This is a genomic window from Streptomyces sp. NPDC025651, from assembly GCF_055558735.1.
In genome coordinates, this window is sequence record NZ_JBVHLZ010000006.1 from 95,301 (window position 1) to 114,142 (window position 18,842).

Below are 18,842 nucleotides of genomic sequence, written 5' to 3' on the forward strand. Positions count from 1 at the left end.
CCCCGCCGCTCGACGCCTGCCCGGGCACGGCGGGGTTGCGGCGGGGTGCGGGTGGTGATCACACAGCGGTGCCACCGCTGATCACACGGCCGCCGGCGCCGGTCCCACGAGTTCGCTCAGGACGTCCTCCATGGTCACGAAGCCCAGGACGGCCCCCGTCTCGCCGGTGACGGCGGCGAGGTGGCTGTCCATGGTCCGCAACGCGGTGAGGGTGTCGTCCAGCGGGGTGTCGATGCGGACCCGCGTGACGGGGTGCGGCGCGTCGGCGGGGAAGGGCCGGTCGCGGTCGGTGACGCCCAGGGTGTCCTTGATGTGGAGGTAGCCGAGGAGCGCGCCCCGCGGTCCGGTGACCGGGAAGCGGGAGAATCCCGCCCGGGCGGCCACCCGCTCCAACTCGGCCGGGGTGACGGTGTGTTCCACGGTATGCATCCTGGCCGCGGGGACGATGATCTCGCCGACCGGCCGCGTGCCCAGCTCCAGCGCGTCCCGCAGACGCTCCCCGTCGGCCGCCGAGAGCAGCCCGGCCTGGCTGGAGTCGACGACCATGCGGGCGAGCTGGTCGTCGGTGAAGACGGACTCGACCTCGTCCCTGGGCTCCACGCGCAGCAGTTTCAGGAGGGTGTTGGCGAAGGCGTTGATGCCGAAGACCAGGGGCCTGACGGCACGGGTGAGGGCGACCAGCGGCGGGCCGAGCAGCAGGGCCGTCCGGGCGGGGGCGGCGAGCGCGATGTTCTTCGGGATCATCTCCCCGATCAGCATGTGCAGATACGTGGCCACGGCCAGCGCGATGACGAACGCGATCGGGTGGACGAGCGCGTGGGGCACGTGCGCGGCCTCGAAGGCGGGCTCCATCAGGTGCGCGATGGCCGGTTCGGCGACCGCGCCGAGCACCAGGGAGGAGGCGGTGATGCCGAGTTGGGCGGTGGCCATCATCGCGGAGATGTGCTCGATGCCCCACAGGGTGATGCGGGCGCGCCGGTCGCTTTCGGCGGCGCGGGGCTCGATCTGGCTGCGGCGTACGGAGATCAGGGCGAACTCGGCGCCGACGAAGAACGCGTTGGTCAGCAGCGTCAGGGCCCCGACGACGAGTTGCAGCGTGGTCATCGGACCGCCTCCTCGCGCTCCTGCCGCTGCCCCGGGAGCAGGGCGGGACCGGTGATCAGGACCCGGTCGGCGCGGTGGTGCTCGACGCCGAGGACGTCCAGGCGCCAGCCGCCGTCGAGTTCGAGGCCGTCCCCCTTGGCGGGGATGCGGGACAGGAGCGTGGCGACGAGCCCGGCCACGGTCTCGTACGGTCCTTCGGGCGCCCGGAGCCCGATCCCGGCGAGCCGGCCGACGCGGACGCCGCCGTCGGCCTCCCAGGTGGCGCGCCCGCCCTCGACCTCCCCGGCGGGCAGCAGGTCGGGCACCTCCATGGGGTCGTGCTCGTCGCGGACTTCGCCGACGACCTCCTCGACGATGTCCTCCACGGTGGCGACTCCGGCGGTGCCGCCGTACTCGTCGATGATCACCGCCATGGTGCGGGTGGCCCGCAGCCGCTCCAGGAGGCGGTCGGCGGACAGGCTGTCGGGCACGAGGAGCGGCTCGGTGGCCAGTTCGGTGACCGGCGTGACGGTGCGCTCGCCCGGCTCCAGTGCGAGGACGTCACGGATGTGGACGGTGCCGATGACCTCGTCGAGGCTGTCGCGGTAGACGGGGAAGCGGGACAGGCCGGTCGCGTACGTGAGGTTCGCCGCGTCGGCGGCCGTGGCGTGCGCCTCCAGGGCGCGGACGTCGACGCGCGGGGTCATCACGTTCTGGGCCGTCAGCTCGCCCAGGTGCAGGGTGCGCACGAAGAGTTCGGCGGAGTCCGCCTCGATGGCGCCCTCGGCGGCCGACCGCCGGGCGAGGGCGACCAGTTCCTCGGGGCTGCGCGCGGAGGCGAGCTCCTCGGCGGGCTCCAGGCCGAAGCGGCGTACGACATGGTTGGCGGTGTTGTTCAGATGCCGGATGAAGGGCGCGAAGGCGGCGGTGAAGCCGCGCTGGGGTCCGGCCACCACCTTGGCCACGGCCAGCGGGCGGGAGATCGCCCAGTTCTTGGGGACCAGTTCGCCGATGACCATCAGGACCACCGTGGACAGGACGACCCCGAGGACGGTCGCCACCGACGACGCGGCCCCACCGAGCCCGGCCGCCTCCAGCGGGCCGCGCAGCAGCGTGGCGAGCGACGGCTCGGCGAGCATGCCGATCACCAGCGAGGTGACGGTGATGCCCAGTTGGGCGCCGGACAGCTGGAAGGTGAGGCGCCGCACGGCCTTCAGGGCTCCGCCCGCACCTCGCTCCCCGGCGTCCGCCGCGCGCTCCAGCTCGCCGCGCTCGACCGTGGTCAGGGAGAACTCGGCCGCCACGAACAGAGCGCAGGCCAGGGTCAGGAGCAGGGCGAGGAACAACAGCAGGAGCTCGGTCACCGCGCCACCCCCGTTCCCTCACGCACGGGTCGCGGGCAGGGCGGGGCACAGCTGGTACTGGGAGGCTCACCCATCGCGGGTCTTGGTCCCCTTCTCGTTCGGGAGGGCCGTGGCGCCCTCGCCCACATCGTAAAAGAAAGACAAAGCAGCCTGGTCAAGCGGTCTTCGGACGGCTGCCGATCGGGTCAGACCGACGCGGGGCCCGGGCCCTGCGAGAGGGCGGCGATGAGGTGGTCGACGACGTCGGGCAGGCTGGCGCGGCGTCGGTAGGCCGCGCGTTGGCGGTGGGCGCCGTTGCCGACGGCGCGCAGGCGTGACCACCCGGCACGGACCAGCTCCAGGTCCCCGTGGTGCCGCAGGGCGGGCTGGATCCACGCCAGGAGCTGTTCGACGCGCGACGCCACCGGGATCAGACGGCCGGCGGGCAGCTCGACGCTGGCGCCGGACAGACCGTCGCGTGCCGCCCGCCAGCAGGCCGCGCGCAGCAGCTCCGGGCGCGGGCGCGGCGACGCCTCCCCCGCGACCACGGCCCGCAGCGTCGTCGCGACCATGGCTCTGACGATCGCGGAGACCAACAGCGTCTCGTCGGCGGTGGCCGCGGCGTCGGGCACCCGGATCTCCAGGGTGGGCACATGGCTGGAGGGCCTGATGTCCCAGTACAGGCCGCGGATGTCGATGGCGGCGCCGGTCTCGATGATGCGACCGGTCAACTCCTCGAAGTGCGCCGGGGATTCGAAGTACGGCGGCGGACCGCCGACGGGCCAGCGCGCCATGGCCATCGTGCGCCAGCTCGCATAGCCGGTGTCCTGGCCCGTCCAGTAGGGCGAGTTGCCGAGGAGGGCGATCAGGACGGGTATCCAGGGCCGCAGGTGGTTGCTGACCTGGAGGGCCCTGGCCAGGTCCGGCACGCCGACGTGGATGTGGCAGGCGCAGACGGTCTGTTCGTCGTCCAGCGCCTGGAAGGTCGCGACGCTCTTGGCGTACCGGGCGCCGGGCGAGATGGGCGTCGGCACCGACTGGCCGAGAACCGGGGTCCCGCTGGAGATGATGCGCAGCCCCTGCCGGGCTGCGGCGCGGGCGACCGCGGCTCTCATCGACCGTATCTGCTCGCCGAGTTCCCGCATGGCGGTGTGCGGTTCGGTCCGCGCCTCGATCTGATAACGGGTCAGCTCCGGGGCGACCCGGTCGCCGAGGCCGAGCGAGGACGCCTGCGCCACCACCTTCTGCGCCTGTGGGCTCACCTGTCTCGTCATCGGATCGACCAGCAGGTACTCCTCCTCGACCCCTACGGTCAGTGGGTGCGGTGTGCCCGGAGCGGTGCGGCGCCGACCGTGGTCGGCGCTGAGGTGCTCTTTCGCGTCTCCTGCGCCGTCCGCTTGACTCGTCATGTCGGTCAGGGTCCCAGGAAACGGGGCCGAGCTGCAGGTCACGAGCAGTGCGGGTTCCCGAACTGCCCGTTCCCCCGCGCGCGTCGGGGCCGCCCGAACCGATGCCCCGAACGCCTACCGCACGAACGTCCAAGTGATGCCGTTGATCACGCCGACGTCCAGCGGCGCGAGCCTGCGGAACGCGGTCTCGCTGAGGTCGATGTGCGTCGACGCGCAGGACGGGCACTTGTCCCGCACCGGCACGGTGATCGTCCTGCCCTGGTAGGTCACCTGCACCGAAACGCCCTGGCACAGCGGGTCGTTGTTCGGGTTCGCGCTGGTCCACCAGGCCGCGGAGACGGCGACCAGATCCTGGGCGGAGGCGTCGATGGGCGTGCCGCAGGCGCCGTAGCCCTTGTCGTTGTAGTACGTGGCCTTGCCGGTCATCGGCCGGCCGATGGGTATGTCGGCGTGCGCCGTACCGGCGCCGAACGCGACGCCGACCACCGCGGCGGCCACGACGCCGCTCCACCGTCTGAGCCTCATGAGGTGACACCCCGTTCCCGTTGCGGACGCTCCCGCCGTCGAGAGCGCTCTCATGCGGCGGGAGCATGCTCGGGGCACCCATGGACCGGCAAGGCGCCAAAGGGGCAGGTGGCTTCAATCCGCCCTATTCCAGGGGCACTTGTACCTTCGCGTACGTGAGGTCTGACGAGGCGCGGGTCATCGGCAGGACAGCCGCCGTCGGCGTACGTGACAAGGGGCGAGGGACGGCGTGATGCGCGCGCCACGGCCGCACCCGGAACCGGCGGACGCGGGCACCGCAATCAGGGGGACCAGACGGCACGAAAGCCGCTCCGAAACCCTCAGTCGGGTGTCGGAGCGGCTTCGAGCCGGGCGGGGCCGGTCGGCCTGCGCCGGACGGGACGGGTCAGTCCGTGCCGAACTCCATCGCGGCGCGGTCCAGCATCTCGTCGTCGCCGGAGACCTCGCCGCGCGAGGCGATGGCCTCGGCGCCACCCTCGGGCATGGCGCCGATCAGCCCGGTCGCGGCCGCCTGGGCCGCGCCGATGGCGGGGTTGGCGCTGCCGATCAGGCCGATGCCGGCGTACTGCTCCAGCTTGGCGCGCGAGTCGGCGATGTCGAGGTTGCGCATGGTGAGCTGGCCGATCCGGTCCACCGGGCCGAAGGCCGAGTCCTCGGTGCGCTCCATGGAGAGCTTGTCCGGGTGGTAGCTGAACGCCGGGCCCGTGGTGTCGAGGATCGAGTAGTCCTCGCCGCGCCGCAGCCGCAGGGTGACCTCACCCGTGACCGCCGCGCCGACCCACCGCTGCAGCGACTCCCGCACCATCAGCGCCTGCGGGTCCAGCCACCGGCCCTCGTACATCAGGCGGCCGAGGCGCCGGCCCTCGTTGTGGTACTGGGCGAGGGTGTCCTCGTTGTGGATCGCGTTGACGAGGCGCTCGTACGCGGCGTGCAGGAGGGCCATGCCGGGCGCCTCGTAGATGCCGCGGCTCTTGGCCTCGATGATCCGGTTCTCGATCTGGTCGGACATGCCCATGCCGTGGCGGCCGCCGATGGCGTTGGCCTCCATCACCAGGTCGACGGCGGAGGCGAACTCCTTGCCGTTGATCGTCACCGGCCTGCCCTGGTCGAAGCCGATCGTCACGTCCTCCGCGGCGATCTCGACCGACGGGTCCCAGAACCGCACGCCCATGATGGGCTCCACGGTCTCCACGCCGGTGTCCAGGTGCTCCAGGGTCTTGGCCTCGTGGGTGGCTCCCCAGATGTTGGCGTCGGTGGAGTAGGCCTTCTCCGTGCTGTCGCGGTAGGGCAGCTCGTGGGCGAGCAGCCACTCCGACATCTCCTTGCGGCCGCCGAGCTCGGTCACGAAGTCCGCGTCGAGCCACGGCTTGTAGATCCGCAGGTTGGGGTTGGCGAGCAGGCCGTACCGGTAGAACCGCTCGATGTCGTTGCCCTTGAACGTCGAGCCGTCGCCCCAGATCTGCACGTCGTCCTCGAGCATCGCCCGGACCAGCAGGGTTCCGGTGACGGCGCGGCCGAGCGGCGTGGTGTTGAAGTACGAGCGGCCGCCCGAGCGGATGTGGAACGCCCCGCAGGTGAGCGCGGCCAGGCCCTCCTCGACCAGCGCGGCACGGCAGTCGACCAGGCGCGCGATCTCGGCGCCGTAGGTCTTGGCGCGGCCCGGCACCGAGGCGATGTCCGGCTCGTCGTACTGCCCGATGTCGGCGGTGTAGGTGCACGGGACGGCGCCCTTGTCGCGCATCCACGCGACCGCGACGGAGGTGTCGAGACCGCCCGAGAAGGCGATGCCGACGCGCTCGCCGGCGGGGAGGGAGGTGAGGACCTTAGACATGGGAAGAGTATGCATCATCTCGCATGGTCATGCAAAGACGCGCCGGAAGCCCTCCGGCCACGACTCCCGCCCCTGGGCTCGGATCTACTCGCGCCGCTCCAGCCACTCCCCCTCACGCATGATCACTCTGCCGCGCAGCTCCCGCTCACCGCGCCAGGCACGTACGGTCCGCGGCGCCACCCGCAGATAGACGAAGGCGCCCTCCTCCGCGCGCGGGTCCCAGCCGAACTTGGCGGCGAAGGCGTCGGCGGCGGCCGTCGGCACGCGATCGGCCGGGAAGCACTCCGCGACTCCCTGCAGGAGCACCACGTCGAGGGTGTCCGGGAGCGCCAGGCGCACGCGCGGTTCCTCGCGTACGTTGCGGGCGGTCGCGGAGGCTTCGGCGGTGCACATCCACAGCGCGCGCTCGTGCCACGAGAACCACAGGGGCACTTGGTGCGGGCCGCGGTCGGGGTGGGACGTACTCACCCATATGTCCCGCTCGCCGCCGAGCCGTTCGAGGGTTTCGCGCCGACGTTCCAGCAGGTCACGAGGGGCGCTTCCGGAGTTCCGCATGGGAAGCGACCCTAGTCGGCGCGCCCCGCCCGCGCCTGGGGCCGCAGACCTACGTCCAGCGGCCCACGACCAGCACGACCGGCCGCGTTCAGGCGGCTCCGTCGTACGGCGTTATGCGGCGGTAGGCGGCGCGCGCGGAGCGTATCCGGGCCACCGCCGTGCCGATGAGGGCCGCCGCCAGGAGGCAGGCCACCCAACCCGGGTCCCGGTGCCCGGCCCAGGAGAGCTCTCCGGTGGGGTGGACGGCGAAGACGTTCAGCAGGGCCCAGCACAGGAGGGCCGTCCCCGGAGCCGCGGCGAAGCGGCCGAGCATTCCCAGCAGGGCGGCGAGGACGGACAGCGCGGCGAGGGCGAGGCCGGTGCGGTCGAGCGCGCCGAGCAGGTCGAGCGTGCCCACGAGCGCCAGGGAGCCCCAGCCCGCCGCCGTCCAGACGAACGGTGTGGCCATGGGTTCGGGGACGGCCCGCGCGCCCCTGGCGATGTACCGCCACTCCACCACCGTCGTTTCCTCCCCATCACCGGGGGTCGGGCGTGAGCCCGGCCCCCGGCCTCTCCCCGGCCGAATCCGCGTACGACGAGACCACGGCTCCGGCGAGGAGCACAGGCGTGGTCTTGTCGGGTGATTGTCCCACCTCGACCCAAGGATGCCGAGGTCGGTCCCGGCAGCCGTTACGCCCGCGGGGGACAGCGGAGGACCCGGCTCACCAGAGCTTGTTCACCGCCGTGGCGGTCGTGGTCTTGAAGTCGGCGACCTGGGCGTCGGCGAAGCCGCCCATCTGGCCCCAGGTCACGAGCGTGACGGTGTTGCCGTCGCGGCCCACCGAGAACAGGTTGATGTCCGAGGCGCCCCACGAGGTGACGGTGTGGACGCCGTACACGTGGGCTCCCTCCTCCGCGGCGACCTTGCCGTAGTACTTCTGCTTGGCGGTCGTCTCGGGGTCGAGCTTCATCACCGTCTCCGCGCAACCGTCGAGCTTCTTGCGCAGCAGCGCGGCGAAGTCCTTGGCCCGCTGCTCGCTGCGCTCGACCACGGTGACCTGGAGGGCTCCGGTGTCGTAGTCGGTGCGGTACGCGCGGTGGACCGAGGTCGAGGGCAGCGCCTCGCCGACGCACATCGGCAGCGGGTCCGGCTGCCCGGCGGTGACCGGTCCCGCGGTCCAGGCCGACGACGCGTGCGGCGGCAGCTCCTTCGGGGCCAGGAAGCGAGGGGTGTCGGCCGCGGCGGCCGGCACGGTGGACGCGGCCACGCCTGCCGCTGCCAGCGCGGCGCCGACGGCGAACAGTCCCTTGTTCAAACGCATGCTCATCTCCACGGTCTTCCCCCATGTCACTTGGTCGGACTGCCGCTCAGCTCACGTGCGCGGAGCGGCAGTTCGGGCGCCCAGGGCCGCCCTTTGATCTCTCGCCTCATACGACCACCGACCCCCGACTCCCGTTGCCCTGCCCCACGTCACAGCTCTGTCTCCGGTGTCACCGAACAGCAACAGGGCACCAGGGGCAGCGAGGGCAGTCCGATCCGCGGAGCGACGTACTCGTTCGCCTCCTCCATCCAGGTCGTGGCCCACACCAACTCGCAGGGCGGCGCGAGCAGTCGGGCTCCGAGCGCGGGGTCGGCCCTGGTCAGCAGCGGGTTCGCCCCGCCCTCGCGCAGGCCGGGCCCGGCCGGGTACGTCGGGTATCCGTCGGGGAGGTCCTGCGGCGTCGCCCCGAAGGGGATCACGGGCCCGTCGACGTCGAGGAGGAGCAGGGGGCGGCGCTGTTCCGAGCTGATCACGGCGCCACGCCACCGACCCGCCGCCGACCCCCGACAGAAGCTGTGACCATCGCACGATTCACTCGTTTGAAGGAGGGCAGGACGCAACGTCAGCCTTCGGAAGGCTCCTTGATCGATGAGCGCATCGCAGTGGCGCCGGGCGGAGGCGCACCGGGCCGTGGACCTCGACCAGGCCGAGACCGTCATCGTCGACCACTACACGCGGCTCGTACGCCTCGCCTACCTCACCCTGCCCTCCACCCTCACCCGGCACCGCCGCGTCCTCACCGCCCATGCCTTGGTGCAGCGCGCCCTGCCCGGCTTCCGTGTGCGGCGTGCCGCGCCGAAGGTCCCGGGACCCCGGCAGGGCGAGAGCGGCAGTCGGGCGGGGACGGCATGGATGACCGAGCGCGTGCTCTGCGCGGTGATCGCACACGACCGTCGGCCGCGCGGGTGGCCGAGCCGCCTGCCGCCGCCCCGTGGGCTGCGGCCCACGCTCCCGGTCGTCTGGGGGCTGCGGCTCTTCCCGCGGGCCGGCGGCACCGAGGAGATCGAGCTGGCGCAGGTTCTCGCGCAGATCTCCGCCCCCGCCCGCGCGGCGTTCGTGCTCTGCGGTCTCGACGGCCTGCCCCGCTGCGAGGTCGCCGAGCTGCTCTCCACCGCGGGCGTGCCCGACCCCGAGGAGGCGCTGCGCACCGCCGACCGCGTGCAGGAGAGCACGGGCGAGGCGGCGGGGGCGCTGCTGCGGTCGCAGGAGTTCGACGCCTGTTCCGTGCAGACGCGCCCCACCGACCTGCTGCGCCGCAGACGCCGCCGACGCCTCGCCTGGTGCGCCGCAGGGGCCGCCGCCCTCGGCTGTGCGGCGCTCGCGGCGGTCGGCCCCGCGCCCCGGGACGAGCCGTCGCGGCCCTCGGGCGGGCCTCCCGCGATCAGTGTCGACGCCCTGCTCCGCACCCCGCCGGGCGACTGGGCCGACACCTCGCGGGTCGACTTCACCGCATGGCCCGCACGCGGCTCCCGCACCGACGACCGCGCCCTGCTCACGCGTGCGCTCTCCGTCTGGACCGACCCACCGCGCGGCACCCGCGTCGGCGCCACCACGGCCACCGCCACCGAACCGCCCTCCAGCACCACGCAGTTGCTGTACGCCGACGACGTGGACCGGGAGGCAGTCGTCCTGTTCCACGACGGCCGCCGCGTCGTCCGCTACGCCGAGCCGGACTCCGCGTCCGAGCCCGCCTCCCTCGACTTCGCGCGCGCCGACGACGCCGACGTGACCACGGCCGCGGCGCTCGCCGTGAGCCGCGAGGACGGCAGGGTCCGCTACCTCACCGCTCCCTGGATCGCGGAGGCACAGACGCGCGACCTGCTGCGCCCCGACGCCCCCGGCCGTCCGCTCGACGTGTCGGACGAAGGCCTCACCGCGGCGGTCGAGGGGCCGCCCGGCCCCGGTCCCGGCGCGTGCGACAGCCTTCCCGTGCTGCAACTGCGCTCCTCCGCACGGATCGTGGAGAAGCACGCCTTCCTCGTGGCCGACCTCGGCGACCTCTCCCCCGTGCACCTCAGCTACACCCCCCTGCCCGGCTCCGGCGCCCCCGCCCGCCAGCCCCGCGAAGCCACCGGTCAGGCGGCGCTGCTGAGTTGGGCCCGCGGCGCGTGCCGACTGCCCGAGCTGCGCGGCGGCGGAGTACGGTCCGTCAACCACTGGGACTTCGCGGAGCAGGACCTGCCCGAGGACGGCGGCCGGGCCGTGTGGTCCTGCACGCGCGCCTCGACATGGCACGGGCCCGGCAGCGTACTGATCCAGTTCCGCACGTCCACCGAGTCCGCGACGGCGCCCGCGAAGCCGGTCGGACGGGCCCGGTCCACCGCCGCATGCAGCCGGTTCGGCCAGCACGTGGTGGCCGGCACGGCCTGGACGGCACGCTCCGGGCACCGCTACCTCCTGGCCGCGGGCAGTCGCCAGGTCACCCGGATCGCCGTCACCGGAGACGTCGAGACCGATCGGCGCGGCCGCACCCTGGCCGTCCGCGCCCCCAAGGACCCCCGGGTGACGGTGCGGGCACGGCTGGCGGACGGCGCGTCGCTTGCCGAGGTGGGCGCGGGGCCCCGAGCGGCTCGGTGAGACGCCTGCCTGAACCCGCCCGAGCCCGCCCGGACAGAGTCCGGCCCCGGCCCTGGCCCGCGCCGCACAGCCGCAGAACCATGGAGGAGCGGGTCATCCGGCAGCGCAAGGAGGCGACGCGGATGCGGCACGTGAACTCGCGGGACGGCACCCCGATCGCGTACGAACGCCTCGGCAGCGGACCGGCCGTCGTCCTGGTGGGCGGCGGCCTCGACGACGGCTCGGAGAACGTGCCGCTCGCGCGTGAACTGGCGCACCGCTTCAGCGTGTTCACCTACGCACGGCGTGGCCGGGGCGCCAGCGGCGACACTCCCCCCGTACGCCGTGGAACGCGAGGTCGAGGACATCGCGGCGCTGATCGACCTGGCCGAGGGCGCGTCGGCGCACGTCTACGGCGTCTCGTCGGGCGGCATGTCCGCCCTGGAGGCCGCGGCGGCGGGGCTCGCGATCGACCGGCTCGCGGTGTACGAGGTCCCGTACGGCGCGGCCGACGAAGCCGACCGGTGCGAGCGCTGCCGCGAACACCTCGCGGCGGCGCTCGCGCAGGGGCGTCCCGGCGAGGCGGTCGCGCTGTTCATGCGCCTGGCCGGAGCACCCGAGGAGGACATCGCGCGGGCCAGGACCTCGTCGTACTGGCCCGACCTGGAGGCCCCGGCCCCCGCACTCGCCTACGACGCGGCCTGCTACGGCCCGCCCCCGACGGCACGCCTCGCCACCCTCACACGGCCGGCCCTGGTGGTCACGGGCGAGGGCGACGGCTTCTTCGAGGAGGCCGCGGACGCGATCACCGCCGCGGTGCCACGGGCGGAGCGGCACACGGTCGCGGGCCAGGGCCATGTGGCCGACCCGAAGGCGATCGCGCCCGTGCTCACGCGGTTCTTCCGGGGTCGAGGCGATCGCGGGGCGCGACACCGCCGGCCCCGGCTCGCCCGGAGGCGCGGGCGCGAAGGGTGCGATCCGATTCATCGAGGCAGCCGGGGGAACTCGCCGGGAGCTCGTCCACCGATCGAGCGGAGTCCCGATCCACGGGGGAGGCGCCCCATCGCGGGACACCGACCGTCGCGGGACACCGCCCCATCGCGGGACACCGCTTCATCGCGGGAGACCACCCAGGAGGTTCTCATGCCGGACAACACGCTGGCGCTGCTCGCCCAGGGCTACGCCTGGCTTCCCGACCTCACCCGCCGCAAGGGCCCGGGCCCTGTCCGCACCCGTCTGCTGGGCAGGCCCGCCGTCGCGCTGCGCGGTCCGGCCGCCGTCGGGTTCTTCTACGACGAGGACCACGTGCGACGCAGGTCCGCCCTGCCCGAACCCGTCCTGAGCACGCTCTTCGGCCAGGGCGCGGTCCACACCCTCGACGGCGAGGAGCACCGCGACCGCAAGGCCCTCTTCGTCTCGCTCCTCAAGGACCCGGCCGGCGTCGCGGCGCTGGCACAGTGTGTCGACGAGGAGTGGGAACTTGCGCGCAAGGAGTGGGCGGCCCGCCCCCAGGTGACCCTCTTCGACGAGGTGAGCGTTCTGCTGACGCGTGCCGTGTGCGCGTGGGCGGGCATCCCCCTGGTGGAGCGTCCGGACGGCGCGGGGGCCACAGGGGCCCCGGAGCGTTCCGGCGGCGACGCGGAGCGGACCGCGCACGACCTGGTGGCCGTGGTCGACGGCTTCGCGACCGCGGGGCCCCGGCACTGGCGGGCCCGGCGCGCCCGACGGCGTCAGGAGAAGCGGCTTGCCCGTCTCGTCGCGGAGACCCGCGCGGCCACCGACCGCGGGACGTCCGACCAGCAGGCGCGAGCGGACTCCGTGGTCCGCGCAGCGGCGCACCACCGTGGTCCCGACGGCGAGTTGCTCGATCCGCAGACGGCCGCCGTCGAGATCCTCAACGTCATCCGCCCCACCGTGGCCGTGACCTGGTACGCGGTGTTCGGCGCCCACGCCCTGCACCGCCATCCGTCGTTGCGGGAGCGGCTCGCGACCGAGGGCGAGGACTATGCCCGGGCGTTCGCCCACGAGGTGCGGCGCTTCTACCCGTTCGCGCCGTTCGTCGCGGGCCTCGCCCCCGGCGACGTGACGTGGCAGGGGCACCCGATCCCGGAGGGCGCCCTGGTCCTCCTCGACCTGTACGGGCAGAACCACGATCCCGAGCTCTGGGACGCGCCGTACACCTTCGACCCCGAGCGGTTCACGGGCCGCGAGCCCGGCCGCGACGAACTCGTTCCGCAGGGCGGCGGCGAGGTCTCCCACGGGCACCGCTGCCCCGGCGAGGACATCACCCTGGCGGTGCTGAGCACCCTGCTCCCGCGCCTCGCGCGGCTGGAGCACCACGTGCCCGAGCAGGACCTGCGCATCCCGCTGAACCGCATGCCGACCCGGCCCCGCAGCGGCTTCGTCATGACGCGCGTGGGCTGAGTACCGCACCTTGGCCACACCGGTGTGCAGGCCGGCGCGCTCGCACTCGGCGCGATGAACTTCGGCAGGATGGGCCGCACCGCCCGCGCTGCTCGACCCGGCGCTGCGCCGCCGCTGACCGGCGGAGGTCCTCATCGCACCGCACCCGCGCGACGTGATCTCCCCCGCGTCGCGCGGGGCGCAGTTTGAGCACAGACTCGAAGGGCAGGCGAATGTCGTGCTTCGGACCGGAGGCGCGTTCGCGGGAGCGGTGTGTTGACTCCCGGTGGATGACTGACGCCGGGGCACCCCGTTTCTCGCGGTCCATCCGTAGTCGGCACCGTTGAGGAGCCATTTCAGATGCTTACCGACGCCACCGCCCGCACGGCCCGCCCTCGCACGGCGGCCCGCCGCTCGCACGACGACGCCCCCGACACCGCGGAGGCCTTCGCCCGCCTCGCCTCCCTCGACGACGGCCCCGAACGGGACCTGCTGTGCGAGGAGGTCGTGGAGGCATGGCTGCCGATGGCCCACCGCATCGCCGGCCGGTTCCGCAACAAGGGCGAGTCCGCGGAGGACCTGCAGCAGGTCGCCGCGATGGGGCTGGTGAAGGCCGTCAATCGGTACGAGCCCGAACGCGGGGCCTTCGAGAGTTACGCCGTGCCGACCATCACCGGCGAGCTGCGGCGCCACTTCCGCGACCGCATGTGGGACGTCCGCGTGCCCCGGCGCGTCCAGGACCTGCGCAACAAGGTCCGCGTCGCGCGCCGCGAGCTGCTCCAACAGCCGAGCTGCGGCCCGGAGCCGGGCATCGCGGCGCTCGCCGAGCAGGCGGGTCTGAGCGAGGGCGAGGTCCGTGACGGGATGGAGGCCATGGAGGGCTACAGCGCCCTGTCGCTGGACGCCGAGGTCTCCTCCGCCGAGCCCGACGGCTTCAGCCTCGCCGACACCCTCGGGGCGACCGATCCCGCGTACGAGTCCATCACCGAACGGGAGGCCGCCAAGCCGGGCCTTCGCGCGCTGCCCGAGCGTGAACGGACCGTCTTGTACCTGCGCTTCTTCGAGGACATGACGCAGAGCCGGATCGCGGAGGAGCTCGGCATCTCCCAGATGCACGTCTCGCGCCTGATCTCCCGCAGCTGCGCCTTCGTGCGCGAGGAGGCCGACGGCCGGCCGGGCGGCACGGCGCACTCCAGGGCGGCGTGATGTGCCGCGGCCGGCGGTCGACTCCCACGCCCGGGGCGCTGATTGGCGGGCAGACCTCTCGGGAACCCATGTCCCATGTCGCCTGACCAGACCCCCGAACCGCTCGACCACACCGCCGCTCCCGTGCTGGAGGCCCTCGCCGAGCATCGCGCCAAGGGCCGGATCGGCTTCACCCCGCCGGGCCACAAGCAGGCCCGCGGCGCCGATCCGGCCGTGCGCGAGGTGCTGGGCGACGCGGTCTTCCACGGCGATGTGCTGGCTTCGGGAGGACTCGACGACCGGCGCACCCGCGGCCGGGTCCTCCTGCGGGCCGAGCGGCTGATGGCGGACGCCGTGCACGCGGAGCACACCTTCTTCTCCACGTGCGGCAGTTCGCTGTCGGTCAAGGCGGCGATGCTCGCCATCGCGGGCCCCCACACGAAGCTCCTCGTCGGCCGGGACGCGCACAAGTCCGTCGTCTCCGGGCTGATCCTCTCCGGGATCGAGCCGGTGTGGGTGGACCCGCAGTGGGACGACAAGCGGCATCTGGCGCACGCCCCGTCGGCCGAGGACTTCGAGGCGGCGTTCGCCGCGCACCCCGACGCGAAGGGCGCCCTGGTCACCAGCCCCACCCCGTACGGCAGTTGCGCCGATCTGAGCGGTATCGCGGCCGTCTGCCACCGCCGCTCGCGGCCGCTCGTCGTGGACGAGGCGTGGGGAGCGCACCTGCCGTTCCATCCCGACCTGCCGTCCTGGGCGATGGACGCCGGCGCCGACATCTGCGTGACGAGCATCCACAAGATGGGCAGCGGCCTGGAGCAGGGCTCGGTCTTCCATCTCCAGGGAGATCTGGTCGATCCGGCGGTCCTGGCGAGCCGCGCCGACCTCCTCGGCACCACGAGCCCCTCCGTCCTGATCTACGCGGGGCTCGACGGCTGGCGGCGCCAGATGGCACTGCACGGCCGCGAGCTGATGGGCCGGGCCCTGGAGTCGGCGGCCCAAGTGCGGGCGGAGATCGAGGGGATGGACGGTCTGCACGTCAACGACCGCGCCGACTTCTGCGGGCCCGGGCTCGCCGCGGACTTCGATCCGCTGCCGGTCGTCATCGAGGTCGAGGGCCTTGGCACCAGCGGCTACCGGGCGGCGGACTGGCTGCGCCGGCACCACGCCGTCGACGCGCACCTCGCCGACCACCGCAGGATCAGCGCCCAGATCACCCACGCCGACGACGAGACGACGACCGGCCGGCTGCTCACCGCCCTGCGGGACCTGGTGCGCGCCGCCCCCGGTCTGAGCCCGGCGCCGCCGGTGGAGATCCCCTCCGGCGAGGGCCTGCGGATGGAGCAGGCGGCGCTGCCCCGCGACGCGTTCTTCGGCCCGGCCGAGGACGTGCCGGTGGGCGAGGCGGCAGGGCGGATCGCCGCCGAGATGCTCACCCCGTACCCGCCCGGCATTCCCGCGGCACTGCCCGGCGAACGGCTCACCGGGCCCGTGCTGCGCTATCTGCGCAGCGGTGTCGCCGCCGGGATGAACCTTCCCGACGCCGTGGACAGCGAGCTGGCCACGGTGCGGGTCGTGGCCGAGGGTGCCCCGGCCGAACGGCCGAAGCCCTCGTAAGGACCCTGACCCTCCGAGGAACGGAGTACCACCATGAACGAGCAGAACCCCCCGTCCGTCGGCCAGGACGGCGACCCCGTGCCGAGGGACCTGCCGGACCAGCAGGCATCGGACGGCGCCGACCCCTGGGACGTGGACGAAAGGACCGCCGCCACGGGCAACGCCCCGGACGCCGACGACGACGTGCCCGACACGAACGAGGCCGGGACGGGGCGGCGCGGCACGCCCGATCCCCATGAGCCCGGACAGGACTCCCCCCAGCCCGAGGAGCCCTCCGGCTGAGGGGCCTGCCCGCCCGCCGTGCCGCGCCGCCGCTCCTGGGCGACGCTGGAACGGGACGTACGCCGTACGTTCGTTCCCCGGCGGCCGGAGGTGCCGATGGAGCCCGTCGAAGCGCTGGAGCGGATCGCGTTCCTGCTGGAGCGCGGCCGCGCCCCGACCTATCGCGTACGGGCCTTTCGCACCGCGGCCGCCGTGGTCGCGGCGCTGCCCGAGGGCGAGGTCGCCCGGCGCAGCGCCCAGGGGTCCCTCGAGTCGCTCAAGGGGATCGGCCCGAAGACCGCGGGGGTGGTCCGCGAGGCACTGGCGGGCGACGTGCCGGGGTACCTGGAGCGGCTCGAAGGCGAGGCCGCGGAGCCGCTGGCCGAGGGTGGCACGCGGCTGCGGGAGCTCCTGCGCGGCGACTGCCACCTGCACTCCGACTGGTCGGACGGCGGCAGCCCGATCGAGGAGATGGGCCGTGCCGCCCGGGCGGTCGGCCACGAGTGGGCCGTGCTCACCGACCACTCGCCGCGGCTGACCGTCGCGCGCGGCCTGTCGCCACAGCGGCTGCGCGAGCAGCTGGAGGTGGTGGCCGACCTCAACACGCGCTGGGCGCCCTTCCGGCTGCTCACGGGCATCGAGTGCGACATCCTCGACGACGGTTCCCTCGACCAGGAGCCCGAACTGCTCGACCGGCTCGACGTGGTGGTCGTCTCGGTGCACTCCAGACTGCGCATGGACGCCCCCGCGATGACGCGCCGGCTGGTCGCCGCCGTGAGCAACCCGCGGGCCGACGTGCTCGGGCACTGCACCGGCCGGCTCGTCACCGGGCGCGGCAGGCCGGAGTCCCGGTTCGACGCGGACGAGGTGTTCGCCGCGTGCGCGGCCGCGCGGACGGCGGTGGAGATCAACAGCCGCCCCGAACGCCTCGACCCGCCACGCCGCCTGCTGCGCCGGGCGGTGGACGCGGGCGTGCTGTTCTCGGTCGACACCGACGCCCACGCGCCGGGCCAACTGGACTGGCAGGTGATCGGCTGCGCGCGGGCCGAGGAGTGCGGGGTTCCCGCCGAGCGCGTGGTGACGACCTGGACGGCCGAGCAGGTGCTGACCTGGACCCGGGAGAGCCGGGCGAGGACCGCTTCGTGACCTTCGGCGGCCGTGCCGGGCCGCCCGTGCGGAGAGCCACGGCAGCCTGGACGGGCCGCTCCCCCGGTGAGACACTCCCCGCCACGGAAGTGCCCTGGTGCCCGATGGGGGTGGTCACGGGACATGCCATCCTTCCCGCAGTTCCCGCACCTCTCCCTCACGGCATCGGGCGCGGCCGCTCCCTCGCCCGCCGTCGACCCGGTCGTCGAGGCGCTCCACCCGCACCAGCGCGTGGTGCTGCACTTCCACTGCGGGCTGCCCGACGGCGTCGCCGGCACCGAGACACTCGGCGATCTGGCCCGGGCCTACGGCGAGGCGGGCGCCCGCGCCGTCTTCCTCACACAGGGCGGCAGCCTCGGCCGGACGCTCGCACGGAAGCTGCCGCTCGTCCTCCGGGAGGCGGCCTTCGGGGTGGTGCTGCAGCGCGTGGTGCGACTGACGCTCGGCACGCGGGTCGCGTCGGGGCCGGGGGCCCGCGCCGCCGCAGGCGGGCGGCCGGCGCCGGGGCCGGCCGAGACCGACGTCGAGCTGGGGCGCAGGTTCGACGAAGACCGTCCCCGTGAACCCTTTGCGGAGCTCAACACCTCTTTGGTGCTGCGTCCGTTGACGGACGGCGAGGAAGCGGGGCTCGCGAGGCGCCTCACGGCCGACGACGAAGTGCGGTCCCTGGGCGATCGGTTCCGGCGCGAGCTGGACGGCGGCCGTCCGTCGCCGATGGCCTCCGCCGTCCTGGCCGAGGCCCCGGACGCCGCGAGGCGAGCAGGGCCGGACGACCGGGCGGCCCGCGGCCTCCTGACGACGGCCCTCACCCTCGCGCTGGCCCGCAAGGTGCTGCGGGTCGTCCACGCGGTCATCGAGCGCTTCAGGGCGGGCAGCCACCACGGGTTCTACCCCACCGCAGTCGAGGAGGTCCTCCGGGAGTTCTACCTCGCCGAGCTCGGGGCATCGGTCTGGGCGGACCTCAAGGAGGAGGCGGCCACCGCGTTCCTGCTCGGCGACCGGGCGAACGGGCACGCGGGCGTCGGGCACCGCTTCCTCGACCGGTTCGCCGCGCGGCTCCACGACGGCGGGCCCCGGGACGTCACCCTGGTCGCCCACGGCGCCGGGGTGCGGCTCCTCACCTGCTTCCTGGCCGGTCTGGACGCCCGGCGCTCCGTGACCGAGCGCCCTGTTCCGCCGGACTTCCGCTTCCGCAACGTCGTCCTGCTCGCGCCTGCCTGTACGTTCGCCGAGCTGGCGCCGACGCTGCACCGGCAGGGAGCGGTGTTCGACCGGTTCCGGATGTTCGCGCTGAGCGACGCGGCCGAGACGGCGGATCATCTGGCGGGCTTCGCTTATCCGCGCTCGTCCCTGTACTTCACCTCGGGTGTCCTGGAGCGGAACCCGCAGGGCAGGAGCGCCGCGGTCCCCCTCGTGGGACTGGCCCGCTGGCACTCAGGTGGGCGCGCTCCCGGCGGGCCGGAGGCCGACGACGTACGCGCGTTCCTCGGGGCCGAGGCCGCGCGGACCGTCTGGGCGCCCTCGTCGGGAGCGCCCGGACTCGCCTGCGGCGCACGCACGCAGTCCGCCTTCGTGTCGGACCCGGAGCTGCTCGTCAGCCTGCGGGAGGTGATCGCCCGTGGGTGAC

15 protein-coding genes and 1 pseudogene are annotated in these 18,842 nt (G+C 73.8%); 7 read left to right on the forward strand and 9 right to left on the reverse strand.

Annotated elements, in window-relative coordinates; genetic code table 11:
* Positions 1 to 81: 81 nt before the first annotated feature.
* The 9 genes and pseudogenes from ACZ4D5_RS22375 to ACZ4D5_RS22415 form a co-directional block, all read right to left on the reverse strand.
* On the reverse strand, positions 82 to 1,104 hold the full coding sequence (locus ACZ4D5_RS22375) for a hemolysin family protein (protein WP_467774137.1): 1,023 nt from the start codon (positions 1,102 to 1,104) through the stop codon (positions 82 to 84).
* Positions 1,101 to 2,447, reverse strand: coding sequence for a hemolysin family protein (locus ACZ4D5_RS22380; protein WP_467774138.1), 1,347 nt, complete (start codon positions 2,445 to 2,447; stop codon positions 1,101 to 1,103). Before ACZ4D5_RS22380 ends, ACZ4D5_RS22375 begins: the two co-directional genes overlap by 4 nt.
* A 185-nt stretch (positions 2,448 to 2,632) precedes the next feature.
* Positions 2,633 to 3,835 carry a carboxylate-amine ligase gene (locus ACZ4D5_RS22385; RefSeq protein ID WP_467774139.1) on the reverse strand — a complete coding sequence of 401 codons (1,203 nt, stop codon included), beginning with the start codon at positions 3,833 to 3,835 and terminating at the stop codon, positions 2,633 to 2,635.
* A gap of 114 nt (positions 3,836 to 3,949) precedes the next feature.
* Positions 3,950 to 4,360 (reverse strand): cysteine/serine endopeptidase inhibitor, encoded by a 411-nt coding sequence (locus tag ACZ4D5_RS22390; protein WP_467774140.1) that lies wholly within the window; start codon positions 4,358 to 4,360, stop codon positions 3,950 to 3,952.
* Positions 4,361 to 4,745: 385 nt separating this feature from the next.
* Complete coding sequence (gene argG / locus ACZ4D5_RS22395) at positions 4,746 to 6,191, reverse strand: argininosuccinate synthase (protein WP_467774141.1); 1,446 nt, start codon at positions 6,189 to 6,191, stop codon at positions 4,746 to 4,748.
* An 84-nt stretch (positions 6,192 to 6,275) separates the two neighbouring features.
* Positions 6,276 to 6,746, reverse strand: coding sequence for a pyridoxamine 5'-phosphate oxidase family protein (locus tag ACZ4D5_RS22400; RefSeq protein WP_467774142.1), 471 nt, complete (start codon positions 6,744 to 6,746; stop codon positions 6,276 to 6,278).
* Positions 6,747 to 6,834: 88 nt separating this feature from the next.
* On the reverse strand, positions 6,835 to 7,245 hold the full coding sequence (locus tag ACZ4D5_RS22405) for a hypothetical protein (protein ID WP_467774143.1): 411 nt from the start codon (positions 7,243 to 7,245) through the stop codon (positions 6,835 to 6,837).
* A gap of 202 nt (positions 7,246 to 7,447) precedes the next feature.
* Complete coding sequence (locus ACZ4D5_RS22410; RefSeq protein ID WP_467774144.1) at positions 7,448 to 8,047, reverse strand: hypothetical protein; 600 nt, start codon at positions 8,045 to 8,047, stop codon at positions 7,448 to 7,450.
* 188 nt (positions 8,048 to 8,235) lie between these two features.
* A pseudogene (locus ACZ4D5_RS22415) lies at positions 8,236 to 8,517 on the reverse strand (hypothetical protein); the annotation flags it as partial.
* A 118-nt stretch (positions 8,518 to 8,635) separates the two neighbouring features.
* Here ACZ4D5_RS22415 and ACZ4D5_RS22420 point away from each other — a divergent pair.
* The 7 genes from ACZ4D5_RS22420 to ACZ4D5_RS22450 all read left to right on the forward strand — a co-directional run bounded on the left by ACZ4D5_RS22420 (position 8,636) and on the right by ACZ4D5_RS22450 (position 18,841).
* Positions 8,636 to 10,624 (forward strand): hypothetical protein, encoded by a 1,989-nt coding sequence (locus ACZ4D5_RS22420; RefSeq protein WP_467774145.1) that lies wholly within the window; start codon positions 8,636 to 8,638, stop codon positions 10,622 to 10,624.
* A 1,122-nt stretch (positions 10,625 to 11,746) separates the two neighbouring features.
* The gene (locus ACZ4D5_RS22425) at positions 11,747 to 13,027 is read left to right on the forward strand and encodes a cytochrome P450 (protein ID WP_467774470.1); all 1,281 of its coding nucleotides are present in this window, start codon (positions 11,747 to 11,749) and stop codon (positions 13,025 to 13,027) included.
* A gap of 339 nt (positions 13,028 to 13,366) precedes the next feature.
* Positions 13,367 to 14,212: a SigB/SigF/SigG family RNA polymerase sigma factor gene (locus ACZ4D5_RS22430; protein WP_467774146.1), complete on the forward strand. Its 846-nt coding sequence runs from the start codon at positions 13,367 to 13,369 to the stop codon at positions 14,210 to 14,212.
* A gap of 75 nt (positions 14,213 to 14,287) precedes the next feature.
* Positions 14,288 to 15,808, forward strand: a complete 1,521-nt coding sequence (locus ACZ4D5_RS22435; protein WP_467774147.1) for an aminotransferase class I/II-fold pyridoxal phosphate-dependent enzyme — start codon at positions 14,288 to 14,290, stop codon at positions 15,806 to 15,808.
* A 33-nt stretch (positions 15,809 to 15,841) separates the two neighbouring features.
* On the forward strand, positions 15,842 to 16,090 hold the full coding sequence (locus ACZ4D5_RS22440) for a hypothetical protein (RefSeq protein ID WP_467774148.1): 249 nt from the start codon (positions 15,842 to 15,844) through the stop codon (positions 16,088 to 16,090).
* Positions 16,091 to 16,186: 96 nt separating this feature from the next.
* The gene (locus tag ACZ4D5_RS22445; protein WP_467774149.1) at positions 16,187 to 17,215 is read left to right on the forward strand and encodes a PHP domain-containing protein; all 1,029 of its coding nucleotides are present in this window, start codon (positions 16,187 to 16,189) and stop codon (positions 17,213 to 17,215) included.
* Between the two features lie 123 nt (positions 17,216 to 17,338).
* Complete coding sequence (locus tag ACZ4D5_RS22450; protein ID WP_467774150.1) at positions 17,339 to 18,841, forward strand: hypothetical protein; 1,503 nt, start codon at positions 17,339 to 17,341, stop codon at positions 18,839 to 18,841.
* Position 18,842 lies beyond the last annotated feature (1 nt).